Here is an 18965-nt window from a genome sequence, read left to right on the forward strand (position 1 = left end):
CCAAGCCGACCGAATCACGAGCCTGACCCGATGTCAAACTCGCGAACGGCGAAATCAAGCCTCCTCTTACTTCTCCTCAAAATCCGCCAGACCCCACGGACCCCGCAACGCGAATTGCGACGTCGGCCAGCGGCTCGTGCCGCCCGGGCGAGTCTTGACCGGATATCTTTCCCGGGGCACTTCATCGGATTCCGAGCGCGCCAGCGGCTGGCCTTCGAGCTTCTGCAATCCGAACAGCTCGAAATCCGTGGGCTCCGTCATGAGACTGCCCGGCGGCGGCGGAACCTGCTGCGGATCGAGCGGCTCCACAAGCTGCGGCGTGACGAGCACGACCAGTTCCGTCATCGATCGCTCATAAGCCGTCGAACTGAACATCGCGCCAAGCACGGGTAAATCGCCCAGGCCGGGAATCTTCGATGCGTTCGCTCGAATCCGATCATTCAGCAGGCCGGCGATGGCAAAGGTCTGGCCATTTCCGCATTCAATTGTCGATTCCACGCGACGCGTCGTGAAGGTGAACAGCGGGAATCCGCCGACAACGGTTGTCGTTGGGACCGCTTCACTTACTTCGCTCATGACGTGCAGTCGAATGATCTGCCCATTCAGGATGGTGGGCGTAAAGCCGAGGCGTACGCCGAATTCCCTGTATTCCACCGTGATCGCTCCCGCGCTGGCGCCGGCCTGCGCCACGGGAATCGGCACTTCACCGCCGGCAAGGAACGAAGCGGTCTGCCCGCTGATCGCGACGAGATTCGGTTCGGCCAAGGTCCGGGCGAGGCCGTTTTCCCTGAGAGCGTTCAGGAAGACCTGAAACTCAGCCTTGGGAAACCCGAAGGTGATGTTGGTGTTCGGGCCGTTTCCGACGCCCGCCACGCCGTACAACTGCTGGCCGGTCAGTACATTCGCCAGGCCGCTGCTGCTGAAGACGGTGGGATTGATATTCGCAACATTGTTCGCGAAGAAGAAGTCGCGCGACCAATCCGAAGCGCCGACCGCCCAGTTGACGCCGAGCTGCCGGCTGGCTTCCTTGTTCACTTCCGCGACGACGACTCGCAACATCGTCTGCTGAACGCCCGCGACCGTCAGATTGCTGCGCACTTCGCCGCCCTGGACCAGGCCGGCCATTCCGACGATTTTCGCCGCGGTGTCTGCGTCGGGAACAGTGCCTGTCAGCATGATGACACCGTTGACGCTTCGAGCTTCGATTCGACTGGTCGGCGCATTCGATGCGATGAACGATGTCAGCGCGCTCATGTCCAGTTCAACATCGATATGGAATGTCTTCTGCTGATCGCCGAATCGAAGCAGTAGCTGGGTCGATCCGTATGTTTTGCCGCTCACGACGATACGCGTCGGTGAGACCAGGTAGAAATCCGCGATGTTCGGATCCGCGACTTGAACGCCGTCAGCCTTCTGCTTGAGGTTGATCACCGCGGTCGAGTTCCTCGAGACGCGGACTCGTTCGGCGTTTTCGCGGTCCACGTGGACGGACTCAATGAAACTGTCTGCCGACGCCGGTTCGGGATTCGACCGAACGGACGTGGAATCGCCGCCCCGGAGTGCGGTCGCCGCATCGTCGTTGGCCTGCGCGATCGACGTGGGGCGATTGGCCGCCATTCCGGCGTCCGGATCACTTTTCGCCGGCGGATCACCGGCGAAGACCGCGCTGGAGAATCCAAGACAAAGGACGCTCAGCGTGGCCGCCAGCCGCGCCGGACCGACGACACGGGTCGTCTCCGTTCGACGGAGTCCAATCCGGTCGACGCGATCCCGCTGAAATGCACTCGGGTACAGGTTCATTCAATCGTCTCCGTTCCGTGTTCAATCGCTTCCACAGCGTCACCGGGCATCGTGCCTGCCGCGGGTTGAGGTTCGTGCGTGCCCGGCGCCGCCTGGACCGTGCCGCCTTCCCCCATCGGAATTCGTCGAACGCCGCCGCGTTCGTCGAAGACCAATTGCTCGACCGCGCCGCCACGCCGAAGTTCAACGACATGGGTCTTCGGTGGTTCGACCTTTGCGACTTTCACCTGCTTCTTGGGCTTGGCGGGTTTAGCCGGCGCTTCCTGTTGTTCAAGCATCTTCGTCAACATCTTTGCGAAGAACGAATCTCCCGGATCGGACTCCGCTCCGCGCAGCGCGATTCGGATTCCGCCTTTTGTCGTCCCGATCGCGGCATTGAGTTTCTGAACATCTTCGGGAGCCAGGAACAGCGTGACCGTCTTTGCAAGCTGCGGTCCGCCCTTGCTTTTTCCACCTTCCGGCGCACCGGTGTTGAGGGACTGGCCCACCGCACCGACTTCGACGTTCGAGAGCACCAATCGGGACGTGGTGCCGCCGTCGTTTGTCCGAATGACCGTGGATACGTCCACGCGGCTGCCGGGAGTAATGAACCCTGATACCGATGTTTCCTCCGTCACCTTCACGCTCACCGCCCGATGTCCCGGCGGAATCTGAGCGCTCAGACCCGGCAGCGCGCCAGGCGGCGCGAGCATCGCCCGGGTGACGGGAATGCCAGCCGGGATCTGCATTTTCGTGACTCGGCCGACCAGGGACTTCTGGTCCTTAAAAGCATCGGCCGGTACGAGGCTCATCGGCACCTGCTTGGTGGTGAGCATGTTCTCGGTGATCGCCATCGCGGCATCGATGGACCTCGCTGCCATGTAGACGGTGGCCTTGTCTTCCTGGGCGCCTTTCGCCTTCTGGACCATGTCGAGCCCCATCTTGATTGCGAAGAAGCCGACTGCTAAGCCGATGACCAGCGGAATCAGTGTCTTGGGTTTCATTGTCTTAAACCTCTAGCTGCCAAAGTCAGTGAAAACAGACCCGACTTGCCCCCCATGGCAAGACGCGAATCACATCACGGAGCGACGCCGGTACCGGACGGATCGACCGATACACCTTCACGTCGCATGGTGGTTGTTGAACCAATGTCGAAAGAGCCGCCACCGAGCAGGCTGCCGGTGAAGCTCACGCGATTAAGCGGAATGGAGACCGAGACCCAAACCTCCGTGTCGGAGGGGCCCAGCGAGGCGACGTTGCTGTCCACCTCATAGCCATCCAGACCGACCGACTCCATCGCGGCATCGACCGCGAAATTGACGTCGCTCATGGTGCCGCCCGGCAGCGAGGCGGCGCGAGCGCCCTCGCGGGACGCCATGGTCACGGTCTGCCGGACGAGAAAGGCGTAACCCACTTCCATCATTCCAAGCATCGCCACGACCAGAACCGGCGCGACGACCGCCGTCTCGACCACCGCCGCCGCCCGTCGAAGGTGTTTCGTTCGTTTTCTCATTCCCAGTCTCATTGCAGTCCCCCCCAACCATTAGAAGTTCGTAAACAGCACGCACAGTGTTCCGAGTGTCAAAGGTATGGCGTATGGCATCTTCCCGCTGGACTGGCTGAGTTCGCGGACCGAGCCGAACTCGCTGAACGCGGTCTGCACCGAGCCGACCTTTCGCATTACGATGCCGAGATTCAAATACGTCTGCATCCAACGTTTCTGACAGGCGATCATGCCCACGGCCAGGACGCCGCCGAACACACCGCCAAACAGCAGTGATTGAACGGTCAGAGACGGCCCCATCCATGCACCGATCGCCGCCATGAACTTGACATCTCCCGCGCCCATCGCCCGAATCGCCCACAACAAGAAGAGGGCTCCGAATCCCACGGCCGCCCCACCCACCGACATGGCCAGCCCGCTCAAGCCACCGAGCCAGCAATGGACGGCGACGCCCGCGGCGAAGATCGAGGCGTTGAGCCAGTTTGGCACGCGATGACGCCGGTAGTCGTTCCAGCTCGCAAAGAGCATTGCCGGAACGAGCGCCGCCAGCACCGCCTGTTCAAACCCGCCAAGATTCATACCCGCACCTTGTTTGCAGCTTCCCCGACCGAACCTGTTGAAAACTCTCGCATTCAAGTTCTTTTCAGGCAAATCGACCGAGCGGATTTCCAACGATTCGGTTATCTGCCCTTCTGCGAATTCGGCTCGCCGCACCGGGAAGATGAGTTCGTTGAGCCCGTAACGCGGCAGGACCGCTAACACCGCTATCCGACGCGCGTTTCCGGTCCGCAAACTCGCCGAATGAATTGGCGCCTGCCCGATCGAACAGATCATGGAATGATCGATTCAACCAGGAGCATGCAGCCGTTTCGCCTCACCGAGCGATTCGGATGGGCTTTCAAGCCGGCAACGCGCCGGCTGCATGTGCGACCAGGCCCATGCCGTTCGATCCGCGACTTGTGTCAAGTGCGCGGCACGGACCTTCGGAATGAACGCTCGGCGAGCGGGGGTTCGCGCCCCCGCCCGCCTGCGTTGGATTCGCTTCAACTTTGAGCCGCTCCAGGCTCACTCGTTTGTCGGCCGATCCCTGGCCGACCGGTTCCGCATCAAGCCGAATTACGGCATCGCGGCTTCGATATCGACGAACACGTCAGAGACCTTCTCGCCGAGGGCGCTGATGCCGGCGAGCGAGATCACGATGATCAGTGCCAACATGACGGCGTATTCCGTCGCAGTGGCGCCCTCTTCATCGCGAATGAACGACTTGACGCAGTTGATGATCGACTTCATAGCTAAGCTCCTTTTCCCGCAGACTCGGACGCAGCCGCCGTCTGCACGGCGTCGTTGGCGATGTCCAGCCGCCCACGAAGCCCCCCAAAAACCCGTCTCGCCGTTTCGCCGGAGAGACCTGAACGATCGACAGCGTCCTTACTGCCGACTCCCTAACCGCAGGGAAATTGCCTCCACCGCCAGGACACTCCGGTCCCACGATGCACGAGGCAGTAAACTCTTTTCAGGAGAGGCCCGATTGCCGCAACACTCCAAGGGCGGCAATTCCCGGCGGGAACTTTTGTCCCGCACCGTCAAGGTTATGTGCCCCGTGTCATGGAGCGTCACAACCCGCACGGTGTCTTCGCCTCTATCCCAGCACTGGGATCGACGAAAGACTAACCAAACATAAGAAACACAAACCGGTCGGGCAAACGAACGACGACGATTTTCTTTTTCCAATAGTTCTGATCGGACGAACCCGTGAAAACCCTGCATCGCAACACTGAAAAAAGGCTCAGGCCGATAGTTATCGCGCCTTGGGCGAACCTTCTCCGTGCGTCTCAATCGAGCGCAAGTCGGAGCCGCGGCATCGCACGACCAGGGAATAGGAAGGAAGGTGAGTTGTAGAAATTGCTGCTCAGCCCGGCGATCGGCCGTGTGCCGTCTCTCGGGCACCCAGCCAGACCAGCACGCGCCGTCGAAGCAAAGTGAAAGGACGAAAGACCCGTCGATGCCACGCGATCCAGAATGGCGCTTTACCGGTCCTTTGGAAGGTCGCCTCATCCAATTGGTCCGGACGCAGCCGGCGCCAATGTTTCATCAAATGATATCGATCCGATTGTTGAAGGACGCCGAGCATCCATCGGGCCGGCCAGGTCCGCCCGAGCCAGCCGTCAAACTTCCATGAAATCTGGAAATCGATGAGATGTGGCATCCCGTCGTCCCCGACGAGCACATTCTCGCGTTTCTCCAAATCGACATACGCCATATTCCGTGAGTGAATCTCTCCGAGCAGTTTCTCGAGTCGCGGGAAGAACTCATCGCCGGGACGATCTTCCCGACCCAGCGGCCGCCCCGGGACATACGCACGCACCAAACCGGTCCGAAGCACCGTACCGAGACACTCCGGAACGCCCTCGCAGCCAGCGACCGCACGGAGCATTCGACTTTCGCGTTTCATCAACACTAATCCGATGAAAGAGACCGGAATTCCCATGATCGGCGCCTGCCGCCCGATCTTCACGACCACTTTTCGCCCGGCCCCTTCGTACAGACCCGTGCCGGCAAAAAAGTCGTGTTTGTAGGTCTGAATATGAATGAACGTCTCGCCGTTCAGAGTGACTTTGGATGGCAGATCGCGGTGCCCCAGCGCCCGCAACCAGCCCGGGGGGTTTGTCTTGGATACACCGGTGGATTTCCGAGAGTGAGCCATAGCGGTATAAAACTATATTATAAATGACTTTGTGAATTTTCGAGCCAAAGATTTTTTGGGATTGATCCAACTGAAACTACACCCCGTTCCGTGAAAATTGGTTTCAACGATCCTATCATAAGGACGCAGGGCGCGCCAGTCAGACAGATCTTGACTTGCGACACTGCACGATTTATCGTCCAATGGATAGCTACTGAGGATCAGCGACTATGCTCCGCAAGAAAACCGCCACGTATGCGCTGCTCGCAATCTACGAGATCGCGCAGCAAAACAACGGATCAAAATCACCCGCCGGGGTGAGGGCCGGCGACATAGCCAATAAGCACAATCTGCCGAAAGCGTACGCCGCCAAAATACTGAGCCAGCTCGCCAACGCGGGAATTCTACACTCCGACCGAGGCCCCCGAGGTGGATTCCGGCTGAATCGAGCTCCAGAGACCATCTCACTTTATGACGTCTTCGACGGCGTCGGCGCGTTCATTTCCTTTGAAAAACAGGACGAGCATTTCCAGAGTATGCCTTCCGCCGTCCAGACCACGATGAGCCGAGCCCATGATGACGCACATGTCCGACTCAAGGAACTCTTTGCGGGCACGTCACTGGTTGACCTGCTCGACAGCCAACTCGCAGTCGCGAGTCACACTTGAGCGCCGCGGGCATTCGGGTGAGTGTCTCAGCCGTGGCGTGAATCTTCCGCCGCGACTTTGACCTTGCGTCCCATGGCTTCCTGCGCTTTGGAGACTCGGACATACAGCACGCCGTCCTTGAAATTCGCGGAGACCGAATTCTCATCGACTGGCGCATCGAATTCAGTCCTTCTGCAGAAGCTCCCGAATCGACATTCACGCCGGATGATTCGGTTGCCCTCGGCCACGTTCTCCGGCGCGCGCTTCGTTCCCTTGATCGTCAACGTCGGCTTCAGGATCGAAACTTCAATGTCGTCCGGAGTGATGCCGGGAATTTCGACGCGAATCAAGTATCCGTCCGTCTGCTCGGTCACGTCCATTCTTGGGGCCCAGTCCTGACCATCCAGCGGCGCGGTGCTCAGTCCTCCGTGCCACACGCGATCGACGAGCCGATCGAATTCGTTTCGCAACTCCTGGACCGAAAACGGAATATCTGATGGAAACTGGAAACCGGCCATAGCGAGTCCTCCGATTGTCAACCTTACAACGCTTCGCGATGGCGACCCGACATCGCCCGCGCCAGACGGTGCACCGCAATCACCATCTTAAATCGTACGGCGTCACAGGACCTAATCCCAATCTCACATCGCATTGCCGACCAGACTTACGCATGACCTCGATCATGGGATGAAAGAATCGTGCTCAAAAATGGGGTGCTCTACTCGCATCGGGACCCTTACTTATGGGCTCATTTCCCCATTTCGCTTTCCATCTCGCCACACCTCAATGACGCCTTATTATTTCAATAATTCTAACCATCTTCCCTGCAACAGCTTAGAATCAGCGACAACTCATTGCCCCGTTTCGACCCTCAATGTGGCACGAGAAGTGGTTATATCCCCCAGTGTCAGCCAATTGGCAATATAAGCCAATGGCTTGGAGGCGAAAATTCAGGAGGCCGAGCGGGATTCGTCAGAATCGCACGGACTTTGGGAGAGGTTTCGGGCGAAATGGGGAATCTTGCTTTGCCGAATGCTGCCGGGGGGCAGCGCTGCGGGGTCGCGACGACGGGAGACGGCGCGACTCCGCTTTTCTTTTACACCCATTGCCTCTACGGGATGCCGCACGCACGCACCGATCGAAGGCCGAAAAGCCAACGCTCGTTTTCATGTTGACTTTCCATCCGACGACAGTAAATTCCCCGCAACATGCAAACTGCGGGCCTTCCGAGTCCAGATCGGGGTTCCGCAGGTTCGTTTGACAAGTTCATATTGCTCGGTGTCGGTCTCCTGCGTTGGGAGACTCGAAAGGGAAGATGGTGCAAATCCATCGCGGTCCCGCCGCTGTAATCGGGGACGATGGTCGCAAATGCCATTTCTGATCGCTCGCGTAACTGTTCGCATCGATCGGGGAGAAGGCGCGGCCAATCGGATGATCCGAGAGCCAGAAGACCTGCCGACACCGAAACCAAGTCGCATCGCCTCGGGATTACGGGCGAAGTGTCGACGAACGGCCGCCGTCCTGTCGTATTCGCGGTGGCCGCACGGATTGGCTTTCCGTCCAATTCCACCGATCGGCTTCTTCGAACTCCGAACGTCCGCGGGCGTTGCGGAGTTTTTTTATGCGGTGACGAGAGATCGCCGCTGGAAGGAGCACGATTGTGCCAATTTCCTGTTTTGCATCGCCTGAGCTTGCCCTGAATTCTGTCAGAATCCGAGTTGTCCTCGCAACATTGACGATCGCATTGATCGCTCCGGGGGTTGTGTCCGCGTCGCCGTGGGCGACTTCATGGCAGAGCTACGATCCCGGATCGACGCCTGTATTCGGGTACACCAATCCGGACACCGCACTCGGCATGCCCGAGCGATTCACCGGAGAAAACGAATTCGGCGGCGCATTCGCCTCCGCCGTGACGATGTTTAACTCCGCCTTCGGGACGGATGAAGTCGTCAGCATCGGTGAGGGTGGGCACCTCACACTGGAACTCGGCACTCCGGCTACAAACAATCCGAGCAATCCTTACGGCGTCGATCTGATCATCTTCGGCAATGCCGGCTTCACGGACAGCGACTATCCCAACGGCACCATCGGCTCACCCGCGTCGCTCTACGGCTTCGGATTCGGGCGCATCGAGCTTTCGGCGGACGGCGTGAATTTTTTTGAGTTACCCGGCTTGAGGGCTGACACCCTTTTCCCGACTCAGGGCTACCAGGATGTGGATCCTCTTTCATCGAATCCGGGCAGCATCGAGACCGACTTTTTCAAGCCGGTCAATCCAGCGCTGACCTTGTCCGACTTCGATGGATTGAGCTATGCGCAAGCCCTGGCACTCTATGACGGCTCGGGCGGCGGCACGCCAATCGACATCGGGCTGGTGGGACTCTCCATGGTGACCCATGTGCGTATTCTCGTTGATGACGACTTCAATCCGGGTACATTCCGCTCGGCGGAGATCGACGCGATCACCGTCGTTCCGGAGCCGGCTTCGGCGGCTTGTCTCCTGGCAGCGGCGGGATGCGTTCTGCTTCGGCGAGGCCAGCGCCGGGGTGCAGCGATCAAGCCCTTCGTCAAGCGAGTTGCGATCGGCGAGCCAATCAGCGGCGGGATTTTCAGCGCGAATGTTGCCCGGGCCGCCGGGCGACTTCATCATTCGGGGATCACGCCGCGGTGAACCGAATCATTCGACAACTCACGCCGATTGTAATCATCGCGGCAGCGCCGTTTGCTTCAGCCAGCGACTGGCTTCAGCTTGCCGGCGGCGCGCAGCATCGGGGACACGGGACGGCCGCTCCGGGCGAAATGAGCGCAACAATCTGGATCGCCAATCAGGATTCCACGAGCGCGTCGCTTGTATTCGAGGGGCCTTCCTCACCGGTTGTGTTTGACGGCCGTGTCTACGCAAATGCCCGCGTCTATTCCGGCTCCAACCATGTTGCGAATCGGATCGTCGCCATCGATGCCGCGACCGGCGCGATTTTGTTCGAGACACCGATTATGCGCGTCTCACAGAATTCGTGGTCATCGCCCGCGGTCGATTCGCAGCATCGCCGCATCCTGATCGGCTCCGGCAATCGTGTCTATGCCATCGACGCAGATAGCGGCCATATCGACTGGGAGACGCCGCTCCTGCGCAACATTGTCAATGCGTCGGTGGTTGTTACGGACGACGCGGGAATCGGCCGTGCGTTTATCACTGATTTCGACGGCGCAGGCACAGATGGATCGCTCTACTGCATTAACACGGACGCTTTCGACGGCATTGCAAACCCGTACTTACCTGGAGAGATCGTATGGCGCGAACCGATCGGCGGAACGAGCGGCAACTCCCCCGCCTATCTCGATGGCGTCGTGTATGTTTCATCCGTCACCGATCCGGCATCACCCGGATTCCCGGGCATCGGACATTTGTATGCCTTTAACGCGGGCGCTGCCGATGGTCAGCGCCTCGTCTGGTCCGTCGGCGTGAGCGAGGGATTCTTCGGCGGCGTCACGGTCGCGAATGGGTTCGTCTACGCCGCCAGTTACAATTCATTTGGGGGCGCCAACAACTCCACGCTGGTGAAGGTCCGCGCAGCTGATGGCGTCATTCAATGGACAACGGCCTGTGAGCGGTCCGATTCGATTCCGATCGTGGATGGAGATCGAATCTACCTGTCTGCGGGCATTCCGGGTTTCGGCAGCACACCCAAGGTGCAGGCCTTCGTCGACCACGGGACGTCTGCATCGAAGGTGTGGGATACGTACGCGGACACAAATGGAAGCCTCGTGGTCGGTGGATGGACGCATCAGCCGATCCTGGCTGATGGGATCCTGTACTGCGGACGCATCCCTAGCGGAAACGTGTTCTTCGGCGCGTACACCGAGATGTTCATGTTAAATGTCGGTGTATCGCCCAATGATGCGTCGTTCGTCATCGATCATCGAGCCGGATTCGGCAGCAGCCCGGCAATCAGCGATGGACGGCTGTATTCCATCGGGCCGGATGGATTGCATGCGATCGCCATGCTGGGTGATGTGTGCGGCGGGGCCGACAACCCGGTTTATGCGGCCGACGGCACGGTGGACGGCGCGGACATTCAATGTTTCGTTGAGTTGCTGCTGTCAGTCGACCCATCATCGGCTCGGATCGCCATCGCCGATTTCGATGGCGACGGAACGCTGACAGCGAGTGATGCCGCGCTATTCGCGGATTTCCTGATCGGACAGTGATGAACGAATCGAAAAGCAAGGCAGGAAATTCGAAGCGGCGGACGGAGTCGACGTCGGAACGAGAGGCCTACTCCGTCTCGTCGCGGCGGCGCGGTTTCACGCTGCTTGAATTGCTGGTCGTGATCGGCATTCTTGCCGTTGTCGTGTCGATCCTTCTGCCCGCGCTCTCGTCCGCGCGTCGATCGGGCATGCGCGCAGCCTGCGGCGCACGGCTCCGGGAACTCGGCCGAGCGCTCGTTATGTATGCCAACGATCACGACGATCGTGCCATTCCACTGGCATATACTGACATGGCGGTCATCGGCTCGGGACCGGCGGTCTATTGGTGGGGTACGAACGAATCGGGGGCCGTGGACCACGAACGTGGATTTACATGGCCATATCTGCAGACGATTCCATCACCATCCAGTGTTTTCGAATGTCCGGAACAACCGTGGGGCAGCTATCGTCCGCAAGGCGCCGCGCAAGCCATTACCAGCACTTACGGTTACAACGGCTATTACCTTTCGCCTTCTCAAACGCCGGGATTCTCTTTTCAAATCGGACATCGCGAATGGAAGACTCTGTCGCGAGTTCGAGAGGCTTCGCAGGTTTTTGTATTTGCCGACGCCATGATTGACCTGGGCGGCGCACTGCCGCGCAACAGCGCCTTGCTGGACCCGCCGATGCTTTTTGACGGTGCCGGCTGGACCCTAAATGAGAGTCCGACCACTTCTTTTCGGCATGCCGATCGTGCGCAAGCGGTTCATGCCGACGGGCATGTCGAAGCGTACCGCAGTCGGCCGGCGTGGCTGACATCGTCGCGATGGCGCATTGGAAGCGTCGGCGTAGAGAACGGCCCGCATTATGTTCCAGACTGGCGGGACTGGATCGCAGCGCCGTAAGCGGCGATCGTCGACCCGGCCCCTCATCGAATCGATCGGCACCGGACGCCGGTGCGCGCCGGTGACCTGATCGACGCCGTTGAATCGAATTGCGCTGGTGTCGCGCATCGACACGCGAGGCGGCGTTCTTTGTTCGCAACATGAAGGCGGTTATCATGGCGTTGAATGGACGACCACACGCTGGAAAAGCTGGAGTTTGAGCGAGTTCGCCGCCTGCTGGCGCAGCATGCTCACTGCGCGCTGGGCAAGAGCCTCGCGCTGCGCGTGAAGCCCTCAAAACGGGATTCCCAGGTGCGAGGCTGGCTCGACCAGGCCCGGCAATTCGAGCGCTTCACCAATCAACGGGGGATGCCACCGTTTGGCGGCGTTCGTGATGTCCGCGAGATGGTGAAACGGGCCGTGCCGCCGGCCAAACTGGAACCTGAAGAGTTTGCTGAATTGGCGGCGACGCTGCACGGCGTGGACGCAATCCGGCGATTCTTCGCGGAACCGCCGAGCGAGGAATTTGATGCCGTGGCGAAAGTCGTGGCACGAATCGGCGACCTTCGGGTAATCGGCGACCGCATCGGACGCATGATCGATCCGCGCGGCCGGGTGCGCGACGACGCCAGCGAACGACTGAGCCGAATCCGCGGCGAGATCGCCCGCGTGCGCGACGAGACTCGCGAGGCGTTTGATCGGCTGCTACACAATCCGAACATCGTGAAATACCTCCAGTATGCGAATGCGACGTTTCACGCAGATCGGATGGTATTACCGCTCAAGGCCGAGCAGAAGGGACGCATTCCCGGCATCATTCATCGCAGCAGCGACTCCGGCCAGACCCTTTTTGTGGAGCCGGCCGAAGCAGTCGAGTTGAACAATCGGCGAATCTCACTCGTGGCGGATGAAACAGACGAGATCAATCGAATCCTCTGGGAACTAACGCATCTGGTTCATCTCAATCAGCGGGAAATCCTGAATACGCTCGAAGCGGCAGCGGTAATCGACCTGCTTTGCGCCAAGATCGGACTGGCCCGCAAGTACAACATGCACATGGTTGAGATCAACGATCAAAACCGAGTGATTCTGCGTCAGGCGCGCAACCCGATTCTGCTGTCCATGTTCCACCCCGAGGGGACGGGCGGGAATCTTCGACCACCGCCTTCGTCCGGCGGCGACGCGACAGCTTCGCCCGGGCCGGAAGAACGCAGCGTCGTGCCGATCGATGTGCGTCTGGGTGATGATTTTGACGTGATGATTATCACGGGGCCGAACACCGGGGGTAAGACGGCGGCACTCAAGACTGTCGGCCTGCTTGCACTCATGGCGCAATCGGGGCTGCCGATTCCAGCGGCGCCGGGGTCGACCCTCCCGGTCTTTCATGGTCTATGGATTGACGTCGGCGACGAACAGAGCCTTCAGCAGTCGCTCAGCACGTTTAGCGCGCACCTTGCGAGGATTCTCGACATCATCAAACGTGCCAGGCCTTCGACGCTGGTATTGATCGATGAAATCGGAGCGGGTACTGATCCGGATGAGGGCGCGGCGATCGGCCGGGCAATCATCGAGCATCTGCTGGAATCCGGATGCCTGGCGATGGTCACGACGCACCTCGGCGTTCTGAAGGGAATCGGCTACGAAGCTCGCCGCGCGGACAACGCGTCTGTGATGTTCAACATCGAGACGCTGCGTCCGACGTATGAGTTGCGCATCGGTGAGCCGGGTAATAGCAATGCGATTGCAATTGCATCCCGGCTGGGGATGCCGAAGAAAATCGTGCAGCGGGCGCAGCGCAGCCTTGCGACGCGGCAGCGTTCACTTCAACGCGCCATCGCCGGAACACTCGCAACGCGGCGGCAGGCCGAGCGCGCCCGTCGTGACGCGGATCAGGCACGGCAAGATGCCGCACGACAGACACTCGCAGCGATGGATCAGGCGAAGGCGCTGGAGGCGGAACGCGAAGCATTCAGGGCGTGGATGGAGAAAATACTCCGCCTTCAGCCCGGTGATGCTGTGCGGGTCAAGGGGTTTGACGATCCGGGCAAGGTCGCTCGGGTGCGACACGAGCGTCAGCGCGTGGCGGTATCAATCGGCCCGCTTGAAGTCGAGGTTCCATTAGTGGACCTGATTTTCTAATCCCATCAGGAAAACTCCCTAATCATTACGTCCTAAAACACGGGAAGTCGTGTAGAAATGCACGAATCAACGAGTGCTTCCGTGTAACGATACACAGGTTCCTCCTGCCAGAGTTGGGGCACTCCGTTACCGGATCAGAAGCGCCGGAGAACTCGTTCTCAGCTTGATTTGCTGACGCAACCGCACTACCATTGAGCAGAGTGGGGATAGGGGGTTCCATGTTGGGACATCAGTAATCGGGACGGCGGCGAAATTGCATTTTCGCCGAACGAGGCTGGAGAGATCAGATGATTTCATCAATGGGGAGTCTAAGAAGCATGTTGAGAGTTGTTACCGCTGTCGCCGCGCTGGCGATCTTCACTTCATCGGCCGGTGCGGCCGACATCACCTTTTCCGCAACGGTCGGAACACGATCGGCGTCGGCGAAATTCGCCGTCTCCGGGAGTGACTTGATTGTGACACTCACCAATACGTCGAACCTGGATGCGATGGTTCCCGTCGACGTGTTGACGGCCGTGTTCTGGAATGTGTCCGGTACGCCGCTCACGCTCACGCGGGTGAGCGCGATTGTTCCGAACGGGCACAGCGTGTTTTTCGGCCCGACTGATCCCGGCAACTCGGTCGGCGGCGAATGGGCCTACAAAAGCGGACTTTCGGGCCCAGGCAGCACTTCCTACGGAATCAGTTCAGCCGGATTCGGCCTTTTCGCTCCGGGAGATCGCTTCCCTGGAAATGACCTGCAGCCACCGGCGTCCGTCAACGGCCTCGAATACGGAATCACAACGGCCGGTGACAATCTGGCGACGGGTAACGCGCCGATGACGGGGGACAACGCCCTCATCAAGAATCAGGTGGTCTTTACGCTGAGCGGCCTGCCGGCCAACTTTGATCCTTCGACCGCGATCAACAATGTGCTCTTCCAATACGGCACTGATCTGGGTGAGCCGAGAATTCCCGAACCCGCCACTTTGAGTCTGATGGCTGTCAGTGCGGTCGCGCTTCTGCGCCGCCGACGTTGATCGCGTCGTTGAAAACCAGGTAATCCCAGAAGCCCTGAGGCGAATCTGCCTCGGGGCTTCTTCATTCGGGGATGCCAAGAATTGTCCGGACCGTCCGTCGCATCGCGTTCTTGAGATCGAAATCACGCCGGGCCCGATCGGCCGCAGCAGTACTGAATCGGCGGTAGCGATCCCGGTCGGATATCAGCTTGCAGATGGCATCGGCACAGGCGGACGCATCGTCCCGAGGCACGACGAAGCCGGTTTCTCCATCGATGACCGCCTCACGCATTCCGCCGACGTCCGCAACGACGCATGGAATTCCGCGAGCCATCGCCTCGATAACGGCATTGGACATCGATTCACGCCGCGACGGCTGAACGCAGATATCGACGCCGTCATACATCGCACCGTGCGAATCGACGAAGCCAGCAAAGTTGACTCGACTGGTCAAGCCGCGCTGAATCGCCCGGGACCGCAACTGCGGAATCAACTCACCATCGCCGAAATAGGTCAGACTCGCGCGCGGATGTCTCGCGGCGACAATTGAGAACGCATCGAGCATGACATCAGCGCCCTTGGCCTCAGTCACACGGCCGATGCTGGCGATGCGAGTGGGCGTATCGATGATGCAGTCCTGATTGGCGCTGAAACCGCCGTCAGTTTCCCCATTCGGAATGACGATCCGGCGATTTGGCGGAAAGCCGTAGCTCGATTCGAACGCATCCGCCACTCGACTGCTGTTATAGATAACAGCGTGCGCGCAGAGCGCGGGTAGTCGCTTTCGCCAGATCAGTCGGCTTCGCCACGCGCTGGGCAGTGGAATCAAGCGGAACAGCCTTCGCCGCCGGTGCGCCGGGAGTGGCTCGGGCGACTGTCGTATCGACGTCACTACACGCATACCGAGGCTTCGCGCAGCCAGCAACGAGGCGACAAACGCCGCACCGCCCGCCTGCTGCACGGCGAATACCGTGTCTGCCCGAGCAGCCCGGAGCCACCGTCTACGATCGAGTATTAACGAGGCACGCAGCCTGTTATCACCGGCGATTCGTTCGTCGATCCATCCGGTATTCTCGACGGTGAATCGCCGGGGATGATACGAATCGAGCAGTTCGTGGTAGATGGAACTTCCGGAGTAACCCACGTGGACGTCGGCCCCCGCGTCAAGTAGCGCGCGCACGGCGCACAGAAGGTATTTCTCCGCCCCGCCTGTATATGTCCGCTCACCCACTCGAACATGATGCACCGCCAAGACTGCCACTCGCCGTCCTCGGGCTTCGGGCATTGGCGGAACGATCGGGGAAAGCGCCTGCTCGCACGCGTCGGGTTTCGAGTGGATCGGAATTGGCTGTTGGATCGTTGCGGGCATTTCGAAGCGAAGGCGGCCGATCGGCGCGCGGCATCGCTTCAGACATATCGACCGAACACGAATCAGGAGTGCAGGTCCGAGAACCTCGCCGAAAGAGAGGCGCCCTTCATCAATCAACCGACCGGAGCAGCCGGCGGGCCGACCATAAACTCGTCCCATGAATTGGGAATGAACTTCCCAAAGGGCGAAAGGATGTCCTCTTCGTCGACCGGAAGCGGCCTCCCGGCGTCGCCGAGACAAACGTCCATGACGAAAACACAGCCGAGAGATGGGACCTCTATCCAGCCAAGCACTCGATCAGCCGCGCCGGCGTCTGCAAATCGTTGTTTCGCCGAGCTGGATTCTCTCAGGATGACCGTGGCGGCCTCCATCGCCTCCGGCCGAACCAGGAGCAGATCGCGCGGAGCATCGGGCGAGCCGCACCGAATCATGGCGAAATTCTCACGCGACCAATCGAGAATATTATTGAGCACAAAGTCCCGTACGCCGTCGTTGAGATAGTCGGCTACCGGCCGGTAGTTGGCATCGGCCTTTCTGCCGGTCAGTTCGATGGCGACGTACGAAGCATCCGCACCGGTGGTTCGAATCGCCACCTCGGCGCCGGCGAGATCTCGCAGTTCCCTTGCAGTCAATTTCGGGAGCAGACGCCGCGGATCGTCCTTCACATCGGACCACTTGTAATGTATGCCGGAACTGGGCGGAACTTGGCGCGGAACAACGTCTTTCACCGGCCGTTCGAAGACGCATGCGAGGCCCGGAATCGGCGTTTTCTGATCCGAAACCACGCTCACGGAGAAGCCCCACCCCCGATTTTTCTCCGATGGTCGCGACGACACCACGAGCTCAAACTCGTTCCATCCTTCCTCGAGCGTTTCGCGTGTGAAGGCGGTATTGACCAAGTCGCGGCCCTCAAACTTTCCACCGACGATTGAGGGTGCGGCGATGACGCGTCGACCATTGATGGAGAGCGTTGCACGGTCGTTTCGGCCGAGCCGAATCCAAACGCTTTGGCGCTGCGGCGAAAAGACCCAGTTAGTGGCCTTGACGGTCGCCGCGCCGGCATCAGGGAATCGCGCAGCCAAATCGATGAAATCTGAAACGCTCACGATCGGCGTGGACTTTGCTTCGGACGACTCTATCCAGTCGGTGTCGGCCGTCGCGCCAGGGCCGCGTGGAGTTGTCGGGATTGGGCCCTGAATGCTCCATAGTTTGAGGTAGGTCGCGGGCGTGGCCTCGTCAGCCGCACATAACCGCCGGAAATCACCCGGAAACAGTTCGTAACGCATCGCAGATCGAAATGCGGACGAGGCGAAGCGCATCGGCTGGAATCCGCAAGCCAGCGCGCCCGCCGGATCAGGCCAACCGGCCGTCTGCCCCGCCTCGGCGGCAGCGGAATAAAGCAGCGTGTACATCGACCGCATGTGGGCAGTAAACGACGAATCGTGATAGAAGGAAGCGATACCCGCGCCATTCGGCCCCACATCGGTGAATCCGATATCCACCTGCTCGCGATTCTCGCCCTCGATTCGCGGCCGCACACAGAAGACCACATCAAACCACCCGCGCGCCTGAACGAAATCATCCGAGGGCCCGGTGACGCGTCCGAGATGCCGTGTCATGGTTCCGGCATCTTCCTGATCGACCTCGAAGAATGTGAAGTTCAGGCGAAAGCAGCCGCGTGACGCCGCACATAACACACGGTCCAGCACCGTGAATTGATCTTTGACACGAATCAGCTCCGCCTCATCCAGCGTCTTTGCGCCGCGCGACTTGACGATCACAACGACGGCGTTCCAGACCGACGGACTTTCCACGTAGGACATTTCGGCGGTGCGATTAAGGTACTGGACGACTTCGAGAAGGTCGCCGCCGGTTCGCTCCCGGGTCTCGCCCCCGCGATACTGACTCTCGACGTGACTGGGGTCGATGACTCGCGTTTCATCAAATTCGCTGAATGCGGCAGAAGCCAGTCCCGCGCACTGGAGATAGAGGCCCCAGCGGTAGTGCTCCATAATATTGCCGGACAGTTTATGCGGTCGATTGAGATATTCGATCATCCGCAGCCCGCGCCGAGCGAGCCGACCAAGCGGCGCATCGGATGAGGCCGCAAGCCTTCCATAGGCGGCGTATGCCGGTGCGATTTCTCCGGAGATCTCATGGCGAAGTGCGCCGAAATAATCCTTCAGTTCGGTCGACTCGACGGAGCTTACCAGCCCATCGAGCGGCCCTTCGTAGCCAGCCACCGCCCCTTTGACGACTGTCATGAAATCCGGCATTGCGAGCACGGTGACCGCGACGGCCTCCGCTTCGCTTCGCAATTCGACTCGAAGTGAGAAATGATCCACCGCAAACGAGGGATTCCGCTTCAGGGTATCGTAACTAATAACGTAGGCGGTGCGTCGCGACGAGAGGCCCCACTCCGGCAATTCGCGTCCGCCGATGTCGAATTTCATCGACGCCTCGACCTGGCGTCCCGGCTTCGGCGGCGCGTACGGGTCGTAATCATCATCGCCGACCAACGGGGCGGGACGAACCGCTTCGACAAATGGCTGTGCCGCAATCAGCACCAGCGACATTGGCGCGGGGCCGGTGGTTGTCTGCGCGAGCGGAAAGACCACATCGTGCCAACCCCGCTCAATTGCGAAGCTGCCCAAGGGCAGAGCACTGGTTTCTGAATTTCCCGCACCCCGGGCAGATTGCGTTCCCGCGGCAATGATGAGCATCGAGACGATGATCGCGAGTCTGAGTCCATTCATGCCTATGCGCCCTTCCCA

Annotated in this window: 15 protein-coding genes and 1 riboswitch; of the genes, 6 read left to right on the forward strand and 9 right to left on the reverse strand. The window is 59.9% G+C overall.

Annotated features, from left to right (window positions below):
- Positions 1-66 precede the first annotated feature (66 nt).
- The 6 genes from KF841_00430 to KF841_00455 form a co-directional block, all read right to left on the reverse strand.
- Positions 67-1800, reverse strand: coding sequence for a type II and III secretion system protein family protein (locus tag KF841_00430; GenBank protein MBX3393808.1), 1734 nt, complete (start codon positions 1798-1800; stop codon positions 67-69).
- Positions 1797-2783, reverse strand: coding sequence for a Flp pilus assembly protein CpaB (cpaB, locus tag KF841_00435; protein ID MBX3393809.1), 987 nt, complete (start codon positions 2781-2783; stop codon positions 1797-1799). The genes KF841_00430 and cpaB overlap by 4 nt, the downstream gene beginning before the upstream one ends.
- A 74-nt stretch (positions 2784-2857) precedes the next feature.
- The gene (locus KF841_00440) at positions 2858-3292 is read right to left on the reverse strand and encodes a pilus assembly protein (protein MBX3393810.1); all 435 of its coding nucleotides are present in this window, start codon (positions 3290-3292) and stop codon (positions 2858-2860) included.
- A gap of 30 nt (positions 3293-3322) precedes the next feature.
- Positions 3323-3862 carry a prepilin peptidase gene (locus tag KF841_00445; protein MBX3393811.1) on the reverse strand — a complete coding sequence of 180 codons (540 nt, stop codon included), beginning with the start codon at positions 3860-3862 and terminating at the stop codon, positions 3323-3325.
- A 537-nt stretch (positions 3863-4399) separates the two neighbouring features.
- A complete protein-coding gene (locus KF841_00450; GenBank protein MBX3393812.1) occupies positions 4400-4573 on the reverse strand; it encodes a Flp family type IVb pilin in 174 nt (57 codons plus the stop codon).
- 619 nt (positions 4574-5192) lie between these two features.
- Positions 5193-5987, reverse strand: coding sequence for a hypothetical protein (locus KF841_00455; protein MBX3393813.1), 795 nt, complete (start codon positions 5985-5987; stop codon positions 5193-5195).
- A 209-nt stretch (positions 5988-6196) separates the two neighbouring features.
- Here KF841_00455 and KF841_00460 point away from each other — a divergent pair, with 209 nt between their 5' ends.
- Entirely contained in the window at positions 6197-6634 is a 438-nt protein-coding gene (locus KF841_00460; GenBank protein ID MBX3393814.1) for an Rrf2 family transcriptional regulator, read from the forward strand.
- Positions 6635-6660: 26 nt separating this feature from the next.
- Here KF841_00460 and KF841_00465 read toward each other — a convergent pair whose 3' ends face one another.
- Positions 6661-7131 carry an Hsp20/alpha crystallin family protein gene (locus KF841_00465; GenBank protein ID MBX3393815.1) on the reverse strand — a complete coding sequence of 157 codons (471 nt, stop codon included), beginning with the start codon at positions 7129-7131 and terminating at the stop codon, positions 6661-6663.
- Between the two features lie 747 nt (positions 7132-7878).
- Positions 7879-8088, forward strand: a riboswitch (cobalamin riboswitch).
- Between the two features lie 185 nt (positions 8089-8273).
- Between KF841_00465 and KF841_00470 the strand changes: the two genes are divergently transcribed.
- The 5 genes from KF841_00470 to KF841_00490 all read left to right on the forward strand — a co-directional run bounded on the left by KF841_00470 (position 8274) and on the right by KF841_00490 (position 14843).
- Entirely contained in the window at positions 8274-9284 is a 1011-nt protein-coding gene (locus KF841_00470; protein MBX3393816.1) for a PEP-CTERM sorting domain-containing protein, read from the forward strand.
- Positions 9281-10822 (forward strand): PQQ-binding-like beta-propeller repeat protein, encoded by a 1542-nt coding sequence (locus KF841_00475; protein ID MBX3393817.1) that lies wholly within the window; start codon positions 9281-9283, stop codon positions 10820-10822. Before KF841_00470 ends, KF841_00475 begins: the two co-directional genes overlap by 4 nt.
- Complete coding sequence (locus KF841_00480) at positions 10822-11706, forward strand: type II secretion system protein (protein MBX3393818.1); 885 nt, start codon at positions 10822-10824, stop codon at positions 11704-11706. The genes KF841_00475 and KF841_00480 overlap by 1 nt, the downstream gene beginning before the upstream one ends.
- A 165-nt stretch (positions 11707-11871) precedes the next feature.
- Complete coding sequence (locus KF841_00485; protein MBX3393819.1) at positions 11872-13824, forward strand: DNA strand exchange inhibitor protein; 1953 nt, start codon at positions 11872-11874, stop codon at positions 13822-13824.
- A 317-nt stretch (positions 13825-14141) separates the two neighbouring features.
- Positions 14142-14843: a PEP-CTERM sorting domain-containing protein gene (locus KF841_00490; GenBank protein MBX3393820.1), complete on the forward strand. Its 702-nt coding sequence runs from the start codon at positions 14142-14144 to the stop codon at positions 14841-14843.
- Between the two features lie 61 nt (positions 14844-14904).
- On the opposite strand, the gene KF841_00495 is transcribed toward KF841_00490, so the two are convergent.
- Entirely contained in the window at positions 14905-16083 is a 1179-nt protein-coding gene (locus KF841_00495; protein ID MBX3393821.1) for a glycosyltransferase family 4 protein, read from the reverse strand.
- Positions 16084-16304: 221 nt separating this feature from the next.
- Positions 16305-18947 carry a hypothetical protein gene (locus KF841_00500; GenBank protein ID MBX3393822.1) on the reverse strand — a complete coding sequence of 881 codons (2643 nt, stop codon included), beginning with the start codon at positions 18945-18947 and terminating at the stop codon, positions 16305-16307.
- Between the last annotated feature and the right edge of the window lie 18 nt (positions 18948-18965).

The sequence above is a fragment of the Phycisphaerae bacterium genome (assembly GCA_019636475.1).
Classification (GTDB): domain Bacteria; phylum Planctomycetota; class Phycisphaerae; order UBA1845; family UTPLA1; genus JADJRI01.

Bases quoted from the DNA above. Each gene is read 5' to 3' on its own strand.
- KF841_00460 (MBX3393814.1), top strand. From the start codon at position 6,197: ATGCTCCGCAAGAAAACCGCCACGTATGCGCTGCTCGCAATCTACGAG.
- KF841_00465 (MBX3393815.1), bottom strand. From the start codon at position 7,131: ATGGCCGGTTTCCAGTTTCCATCAGATATTCCGTTTTCGGTCCAGGAG.
- KF841_00480 (MBX3393818.1), top strand. From the start codon at position 10,822: ATGAACGAATCGAAAAGCAAGGCAGGAAATTCGAAGCGGCGGACGGAG.
- KF841_00450 (MBX3393812.1), bottom strand. From the start codon at position 4,573: ATGAAGTCGATCATCAACTGCGTCAAGTCGTTCATTCGCGATGAAGAG.
- KF841_00440 (MBX3393810.1), bottom strand. From the start codon at position 3,292: ATGAGAAAACGAACGAAACACCTTCGACGGGCGGCGGCGGTGGTCGAG.
- cpaB (MBX3393809.1), bottom strand. From the start codon at position 2,783: ATGAAACCCAAGACACTGATTCCGCTGGTCATCGGCTTAGCAGTCGGC.
- KF841_00430 (MBX3393808.1), bottom strand. From the start codon at position 1,800: ATGAACCTGTACCCGAGTGCATTTCAGCGGGATCGCGTCGACCGGATT.
- KF841_00445 (MBX3393811.1), bottom strand. From the start codon at position 3,862: ATGAATCTTGGCGGGTTTGAACAGGCGGTGCTGGCGGCGCTCGTTCCG.
- KF841_00500 (MBX3393822.1), bottom strand. From the start codon at position 18,947: ATGAATGGACTCAGACTCGCGATCATCGTCTCGATGCTCATCATTGCC.
- KF841_00490 (MBX3393820.1), top strand. From the start codon at position 14,142: ATGTTGAGAGTTGTTACCGCTGTCGCCGCGCTGGCGATCTTCACTTCA.
- KF841_00455 (MBX3393813.1), bottom strand. From the start codon at position 5,987: ATGGCTCACTCTCGGAAATCCACCGGTGTATCCAAGACAAACCCCCCG.
- KF841_00485 (MBX3393819.1), top strand. From the start codon at position 11,872: ATGGACGACCACACGCTGGAAAAGCTGGAGTTTGAGCGAGTTCGCCGC.